Raw genomic sequence first — 17,499 nt, forward strand, 5'->3', positions numbered from 1 at the left:
CCCGATCGGGCCGCTTTTTTAATATTGCCGTGCTCTTGTCAGTGTTTGACCACCATCTGTTTCTGGAAGTAGTGGCCCTTTTCGTTCTGTGTTCTTACGAAGTACACGCCCGGGGGCATGTCGCTCACGTCGAGCCCATATTCGGCCCCCTGTGTGTTGGGATCCATGGCATAGGTCTTGACCAATCGCCCCTGCATATCGAAGACCATGATCTTCTGAATTTCGACCGGGGCCTCGAAGCTAGCCGTCACTTGTACATTGGCCGGGTTCGGGTGCAGGCTCAACACGTTCGGTCTGGGAGCTGCCGGTGGTACGACGATGTTGAAGCTGACCGTCAGGCCGGTGCCCGTGGTGCCGCCCAGATTGTCGGCGCTGTAGGGGGTCGCGGTCACGGTGAAGGCGCCCGTGCCAAAGGCTTGGTCAAAATAGTCGCCGCCGCTGTCGCCGAAGAGTGCATAGGGAGCGACGTTCTCAGTTCGGGTATTGGTTAGGCCGCCCGTGATCTGCATCAGTACGCTCTCCACATCCCCCGTTGCCTCTGCCCTGATGTTCAGACTGGGGGGCAGGCTGAAGAAGACCGCCCCATTTGCGATCGGGCCGATGTCAACGTCATTCTCGGCATCGACCAGCACAAAGCCTGTGACCGACAGCACACTGGTATCGGTGACCGTGATGGGCTGTGTGGCGCTGCTCTCACAATTTGTTGTCGGATTGATATATGAATATGTGATATCGTAGGTGCCTGCGCCAACAGTACTTGGGTCGAACATACCACCGCTCACGCCAGGTCCGCTATAATTGCCTCCCGTCGGCGAACCGCCCGTCAAGGTGAGGGCCGGGTCGGTATCAAGCACATCGGCAAAGGGTGCCAGGGTGACCGAGGGCGCATTCGGATCTTCGAGGGTGACCGTTAAGGTCTCGGTACAGCCGTTCGTGTCGGTGACCGTAATGGTGTAATTGCCTGCGGAAAGACCTGAGAAGGTGCCCGTTGACTGAACCACGCTCCCTTCCAGCAACTCATAGCTTATCGGTGGGGCGCCGCCCACTTCGGCCATGGAAATGCTGCCATCACTGCCCCCGCAGGTGGTTGGATCTGACTGGTTCGCCACGAAGGCATCGAAACTTGCACAGATCGGGTTATCGACAAATTCAAAGCTTATGACCAAGGGTGTGCCCATTTCACCTGTGAGGCTATTGCCACTATATGGTGTTGCCGTAATCTCGAACATACCCAATGGGAATACTATGCCGAAATAATCTCCCCCACTGTCACCGAACAAGGCATAGGGTGCGACGTTTTCCGTTCTCGTGCCGATTTGGTCACCAGTGAGCTCTAACAGCACGCTCTCGGTGTCAGCGGTGGCCACGGCCTGTATGTTCAGGTTCATGGTCAAAAAGCCGCTCACATCGATCACGTCACCGTCAATCAAGGGCCGTAGCACAACATCGTTGTCGGCATCGATCAGGTTGAACGAGATGATGGAGAGCACACTGGTGTCGATGACCGTGATGAACTGTGCGGCCATGCCGGTACATCCATTGCCATCGGTATAGGAATAGGTGATCTCATAGGTTCCCGCTCCCACAGCGCTTGGGTCGAACATGCCGCCGCTCACGCCGGGACCGCCATAATCGCCCCCCGCCGGTGAACCGCCCGTTAAGGTAAAGGCGGGGTCGGTGTCGAGCGCATCGGCAAAAGGTGCCAAGGTGACTGTGGGTGCAGCAGGATCTTCAAGGGTGACCGTCAAGGTTTCGGTACAGCCATTGGCATCGGTTACGGTCACGGTATAGGTCCCGGCCATAAGGTTGGTCGCAATATTGGAGTCAAGCCCTCCGTCATGGGCCCATGCAAAGGTTACGGGAGCTGCTGAATCGGAGACACCGATTTCAATGCTACCATCAGCCGCCCCACAGGTGGTAGGGTCTGACTGGTTCGCCACAAAGGTGTCAAAACTTGTACAGGCAGGATTCCCATCGACAAACTCAAAGCCTATCGTCAGCCCCGTGCCCATGGTGCCGCCCAGATTGTCGGCCGAGTAGGGGGTGGCCGTCAGGTCGTAGGGCCCAAGCGGGAATACGTTCGGTGAATAGTCACCCGAGATGTCACCGAAGAGTGCATAGGGATCGATGTTCTCGGTCATGGTCTTGTTCTGCGGCCCTGTGAGCTCTAACAACACGCTCTCGGTGTCAGCGGTGGCCACGGCTTGTATATTCAGGTTCATGGTCAATAAGCCGCCCACATCGATCACGTCACCGTCCATCAAGGTCCGCAGTACCACATCGTTGTCGGCATCGATCAGGTTGAAACCCGTCACTGTCAATGCAGCACAGTTTAAACCTGCATCGTTGATGGTCCACCCATAGGTATCGATGATTTGTTGGCGGGCATCAGCGGCCAAACAGTACTGGTTCTGTGGCGCATCTAACTGTACCCCATTTTGCAACAATGGCAATTGGCTCCAACCAATTAGGGTTTTGTCGTAGTTTTCGTTTGAAAGACCTGAACCGTCGAAAATCCAAGTCATATTTTCCACTTTTCCAACATTCCAAGCTTCAAGGTTATTATTAAATGAAATTGCATTGTTAAACAACAAGCGCATGTCGGTTACATTTTCTACGTTCCATTGGCCAATATCTTGATTAAATTCAGTGGCATTTGCAAACATGCTACTTATATTGGTAACATTTTCAATATCCCAATTTGAAATATCTTGATTGAAGGCGGACGCTGCTATAAACATGGTAGCCATACTGGTGACTTCACTAACAATCCAATCTCCGATGTCTTGGTTAAACGAAGTGGCGTTAGCAAACATTTGTGCCATATTGCCAACATTGCTGACATCCCAATTACCGATTGGCTGATTAAAGTTGGAAGCCCTACTGAACATAGCACCCATGTCTGTAACACTTGATACATCCCAAGTGTTAATATTTTGGTTAAAAGCTGTGGCCTCTGAAAACATTCCAAGCATGTTCTGCACTTTTGAAGTATTCCAACTACTTATATCTTGGTTAAACGAAGTAGCGCTAGAGAACACTTGTGCCATATTATCAACGTTGCCGACATCCCAACTACCGATTGGCTGATCAAAGTTGGAGGCAAGGCTGAACATAGCGCTCATGTCTGTAACACTTGATACATCCCAGGTGCCAATATTTTGATTAAATGACTGAGCGCCGCTGAAGAATCTTGTCATATTTATCGCTTTACCTACATCCCAAGCGCTGATATCTTGGTTAAAAGAGCTTGCTTGAAAAAAGACTCCCGAGAAATCGGTCACATTGCTAACATTCCATGTGTTAAAAGAAGCATTTCCCAATAAGGATCGGCAACTATTGAACATATAATCAAGGCTCGTGACACTTTCCATATTTGGTGCGTCTGATGCGACCACGTCAAGGTTTTGACAACCGCTAAAAGCTCTTGACATAGAGGTCCATTGAATATCTCCCCATTGATTAATGAACAGTATTTTTTCCTTATCGCCTGCATTATTGAAAATGATTCTAGGAAAATCACCCGAAATCGAAACCGTATATGTTCCGGGATTGATATAGGTATGGGTGGCATCACCTGTTTCATCGGTGGGTTGCGATGCATCTCCCCAATCCACTGTATAGTTATAGCCAGCACCGAGCGTGGGTATGGTTATAGTTTCATTGGCGGTGGTGGTCTGCCAAGTGGTGATAAACGGGCGTTGAACGGGTGTGCCCAACAACGAGACATCATTGCCATCGCCACCGACATACGAAATAATGCCTGAAAAAGCACCAAACGAGATAGCCGCACCCTCTGCGAGCCCTACAAAAGTACCCGCTACGGCATCAGTGCCGTCATTCTCGATCAAGATAATCTCATCGGTCGGGGCGTTGGCGTAACCCCCGATAAGGTTCAAGGTTGGTGTGTTCAAGGTTACCGTACCGGTAACGACAATCTGGTCGTGCTCGGTTCCCGGGGTAGGGCCATTGACCTCGGCATCGAAGATACCGCCACTCTCTAAAGTAAAGTCACCTACAATCAAAATGCCAGGACTCACCCCAGGGGCTACGGTCGAGGTGCCATCGATATTGACCGTTCCCGTAATTGAACCAATGCCAATCAGGGTAGAGCCGTTGGTGAAGTTTGCCGAATCAGTGACCACTGTGGTCAAGTCGTTGGTGTCAAAGATACCATTGCTCACGTTCAGCGTATTCAATTCGAGGTCGCCGCTGCCAATAACTTGGGCATCTAAATTGTTTAAGGTCAGTCCATTGTTGGCCCCCAATAGTTGCAAGGGGGTCAAGAGGCTGATGGTATTGGCACCGCCCGCCCCGTCGATGGTGAGGCCATTGGTTATGCTGGCAAGGGGTATCTCGACAGTGTTCGCATCGATTTGTACCACCCCTGTGCCGCTGATGGCGATGAAGTTCACCGTATTGCTGATTCGAAGGTTGCCATCGTTGATGCTCAATGCAAATGCATCGTCAGAGTCACCGCCGTTGGTGTCCATAATATCCAATGAGCCATCGGCATTCAACATGATCTCGGTTTCGGCGACGCCCACGGTAATCAATTGGTCGCAAGAATCAGATATGTTGCCCGCCTCGTCAGTGGCTGTCCAGCTGATGGTGGTGTCGCCGAGGGGGTAGGGGTCTGTCAAGGGCAGTGTGTCTGAACGGTTACCCTCAAAGGTAAAGGTGCTCGATACGTTATCGGTGGCCGTGGGGTCGACCAGCGTAACGGTGGCCGAAATGCCCGATGCAATGACCTCTACGATATCGTCGGGGCAGGTGATGATTGGGGCTTCTGAATCAAGATTGCCCGCATATTCGTAAATGACCACCTTGCCTTCGTCCAATACGTCTCCACTAGTATTGGGATTTCCCAATACTACAATATTCCCTGCTTTGTTGATGGCACAGTCTTGACCTGCTTCGGCATAAATGGGCTGCCCCAATAATTGCCATTGTGCCCCATTGAATTGAAAAATTCTAGCTGGTTGATAAAAATCGCCGATTAAAATGATATCGCCAGCACCATTCATATCTACCTGATAGCCCGGTTGATCTATTTCGTTTACTGCAAAAATGGTTTGCCCCAATTGCACCCAATTGCCATTATCGAATTGAAATACCTTGGCATAATCTCCTGCATTGGCACCGACAACAAGACGGTCACCAATATCATTTAAGTGCACACTTACTCCGAAAAAGTCGTCATCGGCATCTTCATTGCTTACTATGGTATTGCCCAAAAGCTCCCAATCGCCGTTGATCAATTCAAAAACCTGTACATATCCATCTTCTCTTGGCCTTCCAAAACCAGAGGTTTCTACTTGGTAGGCTCCAACTGCCAATCGTGTACCATTAGTATTTAGAGAGACATCTCGACCAAAGGTATCGCCGTCTCCCGTGCCAGAAAGTGTAGACCCCAATTGTGCCCATTGACCATTCTTAAATTCGAATACAGCGGTTTGCCCTTGTCTGTTCGTACCACCACCTGCATATCCGATAGCCAATCGATCGCCACTGGCATCAAAATCGACCTTTTGTATAAAAGTATCACCAACTGCGGCAATTTCAGCACCCAGTTGTGCCCAATTGTTATTGATTAGCTCAAAGACCTTTACATTACCATTGAGTTGACTTACTGCCAATCGGTTGCCCACATCGTTCAAGTCGGTACCACTGAAACCACGGCCTAATGCGCCACCGGGCACAGTGCCTCCCAGTGGGCTCCAAGTAGTGCCATTTCTTTCCAATATGGTAACTTCGCCTAAATTTCCTAAACCGTTTATGTTCGGGTTCACATAAGCCACCCTATCACCGGTAGCATTTATGCTTACACCCGCCCCCAATTGATCACCTGGACTACCCACAATGTTCGGGCCTATATCAAACCAACAGTCTCCGCTTCCGGTTACCGTAATCACTTGCTCACAAGATTCCGAAATATTTCCGGCTTCGTCCTCGGCGGTCCATAGAATGGTGGTCGCACCCACAAAGAAGGGGTCAGTCAATGGCAGCTCATCGTTACGTATACCTTCAAAAGTAAAGTTGGTAGAGGCATTATCTGTTGCCATAGGATTCACAATCGGCACTACTGCCGAACAAGACATTCCGGCATCTTGCACGATATCATCTGGGCAGTTAATCACGGGTACTTCAGCATCAATTGAGGCATCTATACAAAATTGGAAGGACTGTTCAGCAATAAATCTTCCTCCCCTAAAGATTTCAATACCGTTTTTAGAGACCACAAACGAGCCATTGCCCGCAGTGCAACAAATACCGTCTCCAAAAGTATCGAACATGGTAAAGGTATAGGTACCATTAGCGAGACCCGTAAATGTGTCATTTATCGTGGTATTGGATTCAGTGGCTGTGTAGGTCGCTGAATCGACAATGGTTCCATTTTGATCTTTAAGTTCCCAAGAGGTTTCTGCTGCAAATTGATCGAAAATAATCTCTAAATCCACGTCACCAGAAGTACAGGGGGTATCACCAAGGTTTGTGGTAAAATGCCAAGGAAAACCGTCACCAACACCTTGTGTTCCTTCCCATGCATTACCGGCCAGGTCTTCAATTAGCCCCGGCGGAATACTGATGCTCAGCAATTTGTTTGCAGGTAGGTCTTCTGGGGGGTTTATTGTCAGTGTAGAGACACTACCGTCATCGGTCAATGAAAAATCGCCATTGGCCAAGGTAAGCTCTTGAACGGTTCCGAAGCCAAATTCAAATGATAGATCAAAAATAAAAATAGATTCAGGAGTACTTGAAAATTGGACCAGTTCATTGAATACCGCTGTAAAAGTCTGATCAACAGGTACAAGGTTTGCACCGTTAAGTGGGTTTAAAGTCGCTTGTGTAAGTACAACATCTTGCCCGTCGGTTATCGTCCAATTAAAATTATCGATTAAGTTTTGACGTGCCGTTTGACCAGCTCCAGAAGACTGACTGTTGCCTGCGCCAAAAATAATATTGCTCGGAATCTGAGTTTCTCCAGAAGCAGTATCCAAAGTTGACCACCCATTTAAAAGTATGTCATAATTCGCTGTTGACAAACCATCGAACATCTGTTGGGCAGTAACTAAACTTGAAATATCCCAGTTGCCAAGGGGTTGGTCAAAACTTGTTGCCAAGGCGAACATACTGTCCATATCCGCAACGGCACTTACGTCCCAGTTGTCAAGGGGTTGGTCAAAATTTGTGGCCCTGAAGAACATAAACCTCATATCGGTCACTGAACCTACGTTCCAATTACCAATAGGCTGATTAAAATTCGTTGTTCTACCAAACATACCCCCCATATTTGTTATGCTGCTAACGTCCCAATTTCCAAAAGAGCTATTGCCCATCAAATTTGAGCATCCCCTGAACATGTTAAATGCTTGGGTAACCCCAGATAAATCTGGAACATCAGTGGCCATAATATCTAAATTGGAACAACCTTCAAAGGCCGCGCCAAAAGATTGCCAAGCAATAGTTCCCCATTGCTTAACCAATAATAACTTTTCTGAATCGGACACTGGTGGATTTACAAAATTGGCGAACCTTATTGCTGGAAAATTTCCTGTGATCGAAACATCATAGGTTCCTGCTGATGCATAGGTGTGGGTAATACTTCCAGCAACGGAAGCATCGCTAGAACCATCTCCCCAGTCAACGGTATAATTATAGGTGAATGTCGGATCGATGGGTATGGTGATCTGGTTACTGGCCGACACCCCTGGATTGTCGGTTTTCCATGTGGTCACAAAAGCCCCGGGAACAAGTACTTGAAGACCTATTAAACTAACGTCATTGCCATCTCCGCCGGTATAGCTTATAGTACCATTAAAACCCCCAAAGGCTACTGACGCGCCTTCGGCGAGTCCAGTAAAAGTGCCCGTTACGGCATCGGTGCCGTCGTTATCGATTAAGATGATCTCATCGGTCGGGGCATTGGCATAGCCTCCAATTAAGTTAAGAGTTGGCGAGTTTAGGGTTACGGTGCCAGTAACGACAATCTGGTCGTGTTCGGTACCGGGCGTGGGGCCGTTAACTTCGGCATCAAAGGTGCTGCCATTTTCGAGTATCAAATCGCCCGTGTTCATGATACCCGGGCTGGTGCCGGGTGCCACCGTTGAAGTGCCATCAATATTGACCGTGCCTATAATTGACCCTATGCCTACTAAGGTTGAACCGTTTGTGAAATTGGCAGTTTCTGTGATGAGGGTCGTAAGATTATTGGTGTCAAAGATGCCGTTATTGACATTCAGTTCATTTAACTGAAAATCGTCGCTACCTGTCAATTGTACGTCTATGTTGCTTAGGGTCAATCCATTATCTGGCCCCAACAATTGCAATGAGGTATCGAGCATCAGGGTGTTGGCCCCGCCGCCACCGTCTAGCGTAAGACCGTTGGTGATATTGGCCAGTGGTATCTGAACGGTATTCGCATCGACTTGTACCACACCATCGCCTGAAATAGATATGGATGAGGTACTGCCCAGTACAAGATTGCCCCCGCTCACTGAAATAGTGAAGCCATCGTCGCTATCACCACCGTTGGTGTCGTTGATGGTGAGCATACCGTCCGGTTCCAGAACCGCTTCGGTCTCTGGGCAGTTCTTGCCGCCATCGGTGATGGTCCACCCAAAGTTGTCGATAAGGTCTTGCCGTGCCGATTCACCAACACAATATTGGCTATTGCCCGCCCCAAGGGTAATATTGTTGGGTATCTGTACCTCGCCATTGGCGGTATCTAAAGTACTCCAGCCCAAAAGAAGGGCATCGTAATTTTCAAACGAGAGACCAGCATTTTGAAACATATCGGAAGCTGAGGCGATATCTGGTCCGTCTGGATTTCCAAAAGGGTCCAATTGGAATTCGGGAGTCAAGTTACCGATATCCCAAGCATCTAGATTTTGATCAAAAGAGGTGGCATTCTGGAACATTCTGGACATGTTCTGAACCAGGCTTACATTCCAGTCGCCCAAAGGTTGGTTAAAATTTGTTGCCCCACTAAACATGTTTTGCATTCTGGTGACTTGAGAAACATCCCAATTGTTCAATGGTTGGTTGAAAGACCCTGCGCCTGAAAATACCAATTCCATATTTCCAACTTGGTCCACATCCCAAGAATCGACGTTCTGATCAAAAGACGTGGCCCCTTGAAACATACTTCGCATAGATCTTAAAGCAGATGTTGTCCAACTGCCAATAGGCTGATCGAAAGCTTCTGCCCTTGCAAACATTTCGTCCATACTTGTAACATTCGCTACATTCCAGTTAGAAATGTCTTGGTTAAAAAGTACTGCGTCGCTAAACATTCGATACGTAGAAGTAATAGTACTGACATCCCAATTATTGAACGCAGGGGTGCCTACCAATGATCGGCATAATTGAAACATGGCTCCAAGGTTTGTCACTTGAGAAAGATCGGGAGTATCGGTGGCAGTAACATCTAATAATTCACACCCAATAAAAGATCTTTCAAACGAAACCCATTCAATATTCCCCCATTGTTCTATAGTCCTGATATTAAATCGATTAGGGTTAAAAGTTGTCGTGTTGACATGAAACTTGGGAAATGTTCCGACAATAGAAACTGTGTATCTGCCCTGTGTTGCATATGAATGATTGGCATTACCTGTTAGACCAGTTTCAACCGTTCCATCACCCCAATCAATACTATAGTCATAGGTTAGATTATTGTCTGTTGGTATAAAAATGGCCAAAGTTGGCGGTACCTCCCAAGTGGTGATAAAGGCATTGGAGAAATCAACTGTACTGCAATTTGTATCTAATCCTGAATCGTTGATTGTCCATCCGAAATTGTCAATTATGGTCTGTCGTGCTGCCGCCCCATCACAATACGTGCTATTGGCCATATCGAAGACCACATTGGACTGTAGAACGGGAATTGCGGCCCAACCGATCAAGGTAGCATCGTAATTGGCGGTGGATAGACCAGCGTCTAAAAACATCTCAACCATACTAGTGACGGAAGTAACGTTCCAATTCGCCAGACTTTGATCAAAAAATTCATCATCTTTGAACATTTCGGCCATATTGGTCACGTTGCTCACTTGCCAATCACCAATATCTCGATTGAAGTTTGAAGCTAAGAACATATTGCCCATATCGGTCACTGAACTGACATCCCAATTGTTGATGTCTTGATTGAACATGGTGGTCGATACAAACAACCCGTTCATATTGACCACATTTGAGACATCCCAACTTGAAAATGAGGTATTGCCTTGTAAGTTTCTGCAACTGAAAAGCATATTTGACATATCTGTGACATTCGATAGGTCTGGTATATCCGTGGCCACCACGTCGAGATTTGTGCAGCCCATAAAAGCATTTTGCATGGAAGTCCAGCCAATGTCTCCCCACTGCGCTACCGTCACTATTTTATCCTTGTCCCCGGCATTGTTGAAGTAAATTCTCGGAAAAGTGCCACTGATTGAAATGGTATGTGTTCCGGGGTTGGCGTAGGTATGTGCGGCATCGCCCGTTTGGTTGGTTTCCACGGTGCCATCGCCCCAGTCTATGGTGTAGTCATAGGTCTCTCCCGAAAAAGTAGGGATCGTAATACTTTCATTGGCCGTGGTGGTCTGCCAAGTAGTGATAAAGGGATCTTGCCCAAAGGCCTTAAAGCAAAAAATGGTTGTGAGAAAGAAAACAAAGAATAGTAAAACTCTTTTCATAAGGGTCAGTTTGTTGGTTTAACATTTAAAAATTGAGCAAAGGAGAGGCGTTCTCTTTTCGTAACAACATTAACCGATGAAAAGAAATATACCCCCAATACTACAAGGAACAATAACAGAGGCCGAAAGTCAGGTGATGTGGGGCAACTTTGACACTAAACATAGGGGGAGAAATTCTAGAAGACAATACCCACTAATGGGTATTTTAGAACTTTCTATGCGGCTAGTGCTAGAAATATGGCCTTAATATATTGAATTGCCACCCAATACAGACCAGCCTTTTTTAACACTTTCGACAAAAAGTCAAAAAAAAACGTTTAAATGGGCCAAAGATTTGGGTTTTTTGTACAAATGGGCTTGTTGCCCGTGCGAATAGTTTTCTCAAAGCCTTATTTTTATCCAATGGAATATTTCAAGATATTTCTAAAGAATAGTGCTGTTCTTTTGAACATTGTTTTGCTATCAGGTTGCGCTACCCATGGGCAACTAATTGAGGATTCTCTTCAAACCTCCGTCACTGAGAACCTGCGGTATTACCTCTATTTTCCTAAAGACTACGAAGCAGAAACCGAAAAGGAATTCGGACTGCTGCTCTTTCTGCATGGGGGAGGGGAGTCGGGTGCTGATCTCGAAGAGATCAAAAAGAACGGTCCGCCCAAGCTATTGGTCGAGGGCAAACAGTTTCCCTTTTTGGTGCTGGCACCACAAAACCCACATGAAAAAAGATTTTGGAACATTCATGCGGTCAACCAATTGCTCGATTCTGTGGTGGCGGAATATCGTGTGGACAAAAAAAGGATTTATCTAACCGGACTCAGCCGTGGGGGCAGTGCCGTTTGGGACATGGCCGTACAATATCCTGAAAAATTTGCGGCCCTGGCCGTGGTCTGTGGCATGGCACCAATGCCCTATGCCCATTGGCTTGACAAAGACATGCCGATTTGGGTATTTCATGGTGATCAAGACCCTGTGATTCCGGTATCAGAGTCAGACCATATGGTCAAAAAACTTGAAGAAATGGGTCATGATGTACAGTATACCCGCTATGAGGGGGTAGGCCATAACTCATGGGCCAAAGCCTACACTACCGAGGCGCTCTACGAATGGTTGAACCAACAAACAAGAGATGATTGATTTAAGAATGGGGGCAGTATTTCTTCTATGTGCCCTGATAATCGGTTGCAAACAGCAGAAACAGACAGAGATAGAGACAACTGTAAAAGACACGGTTTCCATAAAAATGATGGATACGACAGTATCAAAACCAACACCTTCTTTGCAATCTTTTGAAGGACTGGCCGATACCACCTTTGTACGGCTGGCCGATTTCAGCAATGATTTTGCCTATGATATGCGCTATGCTACCGAAAACAACTTTTTAAAGGCCAAAGTGTATGATTGTGCCGAGTGCTATGTCCGTGTCAAAACGGCAAAAGCACTTATCACTGTGAACAGGAAGTTTTTGGAAGAAGGCTATAAAATTAAGTTTTTTGACTGTTACCGCCCCAATTCTGTACAGTACAAGATGTGGGAGTTGGTGCCTAACCCGCAGTATGTGGCGAACCCGGTGAAAGGTTCTATCCACAACAAAGGTGGAGCGGTCGATATCACTTTGGTCGATATTGATGGAAACGAGCTTGATATGGGTACCGATTTTGATTTTTTTGGACATAAGGCCCATCACGATTATACCGACTTGCCCGAAGAAGTATTGGCCAATCGCAAATTGTTAAAGGAGACAATGGAAAAGCACGGGTTTTGGTCCATTAGAACCGAATGGTGGCACTATAACCTATCTGCCGGCTCAAATGACAAAGTGGCCAATTTTAAATGGGATTGCCCCCTGCCTTAAACTTGCACGCCCTAGTGGATTCCGCGCTGGGGCGGGGAATACGGAAGGGATTGTATTTTTAGCCAGGCCATCGCCTGCGGTACTGCTTTTTCCACCCTTTCCGACCACCGACGCTTCGCTCGGCGCCCACCTTTCCCTGTCTAGAGAAAGGAGCTTTTCGGGTTTTCTTTCAGACATTTGATCACAATCAATTTGCCCTCTAAATCAGTGGTGAAGAAGAGATAGGTGTCACCGCCTTCCCTGATGTTGTGTTTTTTGCGGATGGTGGCTACACTTTCAGGAAAATTACGAACCGTAATATTCGCTTTGCCCAAGCCTAATTGGCGAATAGACTTTTTTCCATAGGGAATGACCGATTCTACCGCGAAACGCCTTCCGGGGAAATCGATCAAAACATCTGAAGTGTAAAGATGTGAGTGTTCATGTAGCTTTTTAAGATTGAAACGAATCCCGACATTTTTGAACGCTCCTGCCTTTAAAATAGCCGCATTCGGCTCGTATAGATAGTTGTTCGGTAGCGCAAAATCGATCGTGGCGCTTTTTTCTTCCGAAGGCAAAAAAGAAAAATGCCCTATAGCATGGCCAACGAGGTTCACAGTCGTGATTCTCGGTTCGTCGGTCTGGCCTTTCCTTAGTATCCAAAGCAATTCCTTAACCTCGTTTTTTACCGCCACCACATGAACTTCTGCAACAAATGACAGTTCTTTGATACCCTGTGAAATATCGAGTAGAGGTGAAGTCTTTAGCATCACATTTTCGGTCTTCCCAAAAATTGTTTCGAGATGTCCCACAACATCGGGTACACAATCTTTCAAAATAAACACACGGCCATTTTTGTCATCTCTTCGGGATGGATCTGCAAAGACCCACTCGACCTTGTCTTCAAGTCCTTTTAAAAATTCAATTCCATCTTGATTGTGGAAAGAAATATTTTCCACCCCCAAAACCTCAAAATTATGTGCAACGATTTCTGCAAGTTCCGTGTTGATTTCGCAATGTGTGATCGAGGTCACCTGCTTTGCAAAAAAGTAACTATCAACACCAAAGCCTCCCGTGATATCGACCAGTGTTTTTGCACCAATCAAACCCGCTTTGTAGGCAGCTGTGGCTTCTGATGATGTTTGCTCAAGATGTAGTTTTTTCGGGTAATATATCCCTGCTGTTTTGAACCAAGTGGGCAGCTTGTCTTTACTCTTTTTCTTGCCTTCAAGTTGCTGTGCCAACTCTTTTTGGGAAATACCATCAAAAAGAGGTTTTTTTAGCAAAACTGACACGATGTCAGTATTCCATTTTTTTTCTATAAAATGTTGTACACCAGTTTTTAAAATGCTTTTATTCAAACTGATACTATAAATTTTTGGTAAACTTTTTCACGAAGCTGTTTTCGGCCAAAAACTCTTTTAAGATGACCTTTATGGCCGTATATCCGGGTACGGCGACGATCATTCCGACGATACCAAAAAGCAGTCCGGCGATGATAATGACCAAAAAGATTTCCAACGGATGTGAACGTACGCTGTTCGAAAAAATGAAGGGCTGTGAAAAGAAATTATCGACCAACTGTCCGATGACCAGACCGATCAGCACATAGCCCGCTTTTGGCAAGATGACCGAGCTGAAATCCATCCCCAGATTACTGGTCATGGTGAGGGTGATCATAATGACGCCCCCTATAATGGGACCGATATACGGAATGATGTTGAAAAGGGCACACAAAAAGGCAATGACAATGGCATTTTCAATACCGACGATCAATAAAGTGATGGTGTAGATGACAAAAAGAATGAACAACTGCAACAGAATTCCAGCAAAATAGCGGGAAAGCAGTCCGTTTATTTTATCGATTGACTTGACTAAGTTGCTCTCGCGATTGTCGGGCACAAATGTCAGTAGCCCGTTCTGCATCAATTTACTGTCTTTTAAAAAGAAGAAAGAGATGAAGAGAACTGAAAAAAGGCCAATGCTCAAGGTGCTGAGCACGTTTACGAACGAATTCAAAAAATCGGGGATAAATTTCAAATCGAGGCCCTCGAGTATGTTTTTTCCCAAGTCAGAATCTTCGATCATTTCATTGACGTTGGCGGCATCGGCACCGAAATAGTCCATGATTTGAAGGTATAGCGTGTTCACATCGGCCTTTAGGGCCTCAATGTCCAACAACGAAAGATTTCTGCCCTGTTCATTGATAAGGGGCACAAATAGGGCAAAGATGCCCACGAAGATTCCCAAGATAAAAAGCATGGTAGCTATGACCGCCAAGGTGTTCGGAAATTTGAGCTTGCGCCTCAGAAAAATCACGATAGGTCGGCCCAAAAGGGCCACCACTGCCGCAATGGCCAGATAGGCCAGTACCGACCTGATCTTATAGAAGAACAAGAGGGCCAGATAAACCGCCGCCAGAAGGGCCACAGCTTTTAAAATTCCGTTCGCGATGGTGTTCGAGGTTGGCTTGTCGTTCATGATGAAAAAGCATATTCGATGATATTGGCGCCCATTTGTAGGGCCTTGGTACGAACCTCTTCAGGGTCGTTGTGAACGGAAGGGTCTTCCCAACCGTCCCCTAGATCACTTTCGAATGTAAACAAAAGCAACAGGCGGCCTTCATGAAAAATGCCCAGCGCTTGGGGACGCTTACCGTCATGTTCGTGTATCTTGGGCAATCCGTCCGGAAATTGAAAAGTCTGATCAAAAATAGGATGGTCCAAACCCAGTTCTTCCAATTCCTTATCTGGGAAAACCTTTTTGATCTCCCTTCTAAAATAGGGTTCCATGCCGTAATTGTCATCAACGTGCAAGAACCCTCCAGAAAGTAGGTAGGTGCGCAAGTTTTCAGCTTCTTCGTTCGAGAAAAAGACATTGCCGTGGCCTGTCATGTGCAAAAACGGAAATTGAAAGATATTGACGCTCCCGACCTCGACCGGTTCTATTTTTGGGTCAATGTCTGTGTCGATGTTTGTATTGCAAAACATAACCAGGTTGGGTAGCGCCGTGGGATTGGAGTACCAATCGCCTCCTCCACCATACTTTAGTACCCCGATCTGTTGTGAGAAGCAGGTTGCCGTCACAAAAAAGGTTAAAAAACCAAACCAATGGGTAAGTTTTTGCATCGAAGTTCGATTAAGAGCATAAATGTACAGTATTCATGTCTAAAAAAATCATAATTCTGGCTGTTGCGGCCGTGGCGTTCACCATAACAACTTCTTACTCCGAAGAAAAAATCAAGAGTGCAGGCGAGAAAAACGTTGAAAACCATGGGGTGGTCGTTCTCGAACTTTTTACCTCACAAGGTTGCTCGAGCTGCCCACCGGCCGATGCACTATTGCAAAGGGTTAAAAAACAATACCCGAAAGAGGTTTTTGCCCTATCGTACCATGTTGACTATTGGAACTATATCGGTTGGGAAGACCCTTTCAGCAAATCGGCCTATACCAAAAAGCAGACGGCCTACAATCGAAAGTTTCGAAATCGAAGCAATTATACACCCCAATTGGTCATCAATGGCAGAGAACATTTTGTGGGCTCAAATGCCCAAAAAATGAACAATAAGATCACTCAGTATAAAAAACTGAAAACTACCGATCGAGTAGATTTGGAAGCGGTTGAGAAAGTTGGGGGCAAAGTGCATTTTGATTTTTCTGTGGAGGGCGGTGTGCATGCTCAACAACTTAGGGCAGTTTTGGTACTGAACGAGCGTACCACCCAAGTCAATCGAGGCGAGAACAGGCACAGAAAACTTACAAACGCAAACATCGTGGTAGCTGAAAAATATCTTCCGATAGATTCAAGTTCAGGATATATTGATATTCCAGCTACAGTGTTCAAAAACGAGCCTTGTACGTTGATGCTACTACTTGAAAATGAGGCCATGGATATTGTTGCTGCGGCCAAAAAACCTTTATAAGCGCTAGGGTTTAGGCGTTTACCATGGCTACGGTGGTGCAGGCCACGATGGCCGCGGTTTCGGTTCTCAAGCGGTTACGACCCAATGATATGGGCACATAGCCATTTTTTTGTGCCAAATTGATTTCCGCACTTGAAAAATCACCTTCGGGACCGATGAGAATGGTGACATCTTTGTCGGCCGACACTCTACGTTTTAACTCCATTTTTTCTCCTTCGGCACAATGGGCGATAAATTTGAGACCGTTCTGGTTTTGTGCCATAAAGGTCTTGAAGTCTGTCAAGGGATTCAGTTTTGGCAGATAGGTCTGCAACGATTGTTTCATGGCCGATTGCAATACTTTCTGCAATCGTTCGGGCTTGATAATCTTTCGCTCAGAGTGCTCGCATAGCACGGGTGTGATCTCGTTCACCCCGATTTCGGTGGCTTTTTCCAAAAACCATTCGTACCGGTCGTTCATTTTGGTGGGGGCGACTACCATATGCAAGGTATGTAGGCGTTGAACGGTCTTTTCTTCGAAAACTAGCTGCGCCCTGCATTTTTTTTGGTCGGCCTGCACGATTTTGGCCTCAAAAAGATAGCCCTTGCCATTGGTAATCTTGACAATGTCGCCCTCCCTTTTGCGCAAAACCTTGATGATGTGCCTGCTCTCCTCGGGTGAGAAATCGAATTGCTTTGAACTGTTGTCGAGACTTGGATCGTAGAAAAGTTGCATGCTTCAATCGTTCAATTTGCCCTTTGCATGTTCAAGCCCAAGTTCGATCCAATAGTGCAGTGCTTCCTCATTTTTGAAACCCTCTGGGGATACGTATACAAATTCTTTCAAGGGACGTTTGGTGAAATCCATGGGGCGTACGTGCTCTTTTTTGAGCTCTTCATCCATCTTATCATTTACAATGCGCACCATCAGATCATCTTTGACGATGCCCACTGTCATTTTTCCCTTGTAGAGATAGGCAATACCACCGAACATTTTCTTTTCTTCAAATTTTTCGGGGAAGCTTTTTAAGGCTGCGCTGATACGAATTGCCAGTTCTTCGCTGTATGCCATAGCTGTTGTTTTT

Annotated in this window: 9 protein-coding genes; 3 read left to right on the forward strand and 6 right to left on the reverse strand. The window is 46.4% G+C overall.

Annotated elements, in window-relative coordinates:
• Positions 1 to 38: 38 nt before the first annotated feature.
• Positions 39 to 10,682, reverse strand: coding sequence for a BspA family leucine-rich repeat surface protein (locus L0P89_RS13590; protein WP_235265658.1), 10,644 nt, complete (start codon positions 10,680 to 10,682; stop codon positions 39 to 41).
• Positions 10,683 to 11,003: 321 nt separating this feature from the next.
• Between L0P89_RS13590 and L0P89_RS13595 the strand changes: the two genes are divergently transcribed.
• Both L0P89_RS13595 and L0P89_RS13600 read left to right on the forward strand, forming a co-directional pair.
• Positions 11,004 to 11,816 (forward strand): prolyl oligopeptidase family serine peptidase, encoded by an 813-nt coding sequence (locus tag L0P89_RS13595; RefSeq protein WP_235265659.1) that lies wholly within the window; start codon positions 11,004 to 11,006, stop codon positions 11,814 to 11,816.
• Complete coding sequence (locus tag L0P89_RS13600; protein WP_235265660.1) at positions 11,809 to 12,534, forward strand: M15 family metallopeptidase; 726 nt, start codon at positions 11,809 to 11,811, stop codon at positions 12,532 to 12,534. Before L0P89_RS13595 ends, L0P89_RS13600 begins: the two co-directional genes overlap by 8 nt.
• Positions 12,535 to 12,674: 140 nt before the next feature.
• Here L0P89_RS13600 and L0P89_RS13605 read toward each other — a convergent pair whose 3' ends face one another.
• The 3 genes from L0P89_RS13605 to L0P89_RS13615 all read right to left on the reverse strand — a co-directional run bounded on the left by L0P89_RS13605 (position 12,675) and on the right by L0P89_RS13615 (position 15,641).
• The gene (locus L0P89_RS13605) at positions 12,675 to 13,808 is read right to left on the reverse strand and encodes a THUMP-like domain-containing protein (protein ID WP_313790930.1); all 1,134 of its coding nucleotides are present in this window, start codon (positions 13,806 to 13,808) and stop codon (positions 12,675 to 12,677) included.
• A gap of 73 nt (positions 13,809 to 13,881) precedes the next feature.
• Entirely contained in the window at positions 13,882 to 14,994 is a 1,113-nt protein-coding gene (locus tag L0P89_RS13610) for an AI-2E family transporter (protein ID WP_235265662.1), read from the reverse strand.
• Positions 14,991 to 15,641, reverse strand: a complete 651-nt coding sequence (locus L0P89_RS13615; RefSeq protein ID WP_235265663.1) for a DUF4159 domain-containing protein — start codon at positions 15,639 to 15,641, stop codon at positions 14,991 to 14,993. Before L0P89_RS13615 ends, L0P89_RS13610 begins: the two co-directional genes overlap by 4 nt.
• Before the next feature lie 35 nt (positions 15,642 to 15,676).
• Between L0P89_RS13615 and L0P89_RS13620 the strand changes: the two genes are divergently transcribed.
• Complete coding sequence (locus L0P89_RS13620) at positions 15,677 to 16,435, forward strand: thioredoxin family protein (RefSeq protein WP_235265664.1); 759 nt, start codon at positions 15,677 to 15,679, stop codon at positions 16,433 to 16,435.
• 10 nt (positions 16,436 to 16,445) lie between these two features.
• Here the strand turns inward: L0P89_RS13620 and L0P89_RS13625 are convergent, their stop codons facing one another.
• Both L0P89_RS13625 and L0P89_RS13630 read right to left on the reverse strand, forming a co-directional pair.
• Positions 16,446 to 17,150 (reverse strand): 16S rRNA (uracil(1498)-N(3))-methyltransferase, encoded by a 705-nt coding sequence (locus L0P89_RS13625; protein ID WP_235265665.1) that lies wholly within the window; start codon positions 17,148 to 17,150, stop codon positions 16,446 to 16,448.
• Positions 17,151 to 17,153: 3 nt separating this feature from the next.
• Positions 17,154 to 17,486, reverse strand: a complete 333-nt coding sequence (locus tag L0P89_RS13630; protein WP_235265666.1) for a TfoX/Sxy family protein — start codon at positions 17,484 to 17,486, stop codon at positions 17,154 to 17,156.
• Positions 17,487 to 17,499 lie beyond the last annotated feature (13 nt).

The organism is Muricauda sp. SCSIO 65647 (assembly GCF_021534965.1).
Taxonomy (GTDB): domain Bacteria; phylum Bacteroidota; class Bacteroidia; order Flavobacteriales; family Flavobacteriaceae; genus Flagellimonas_A.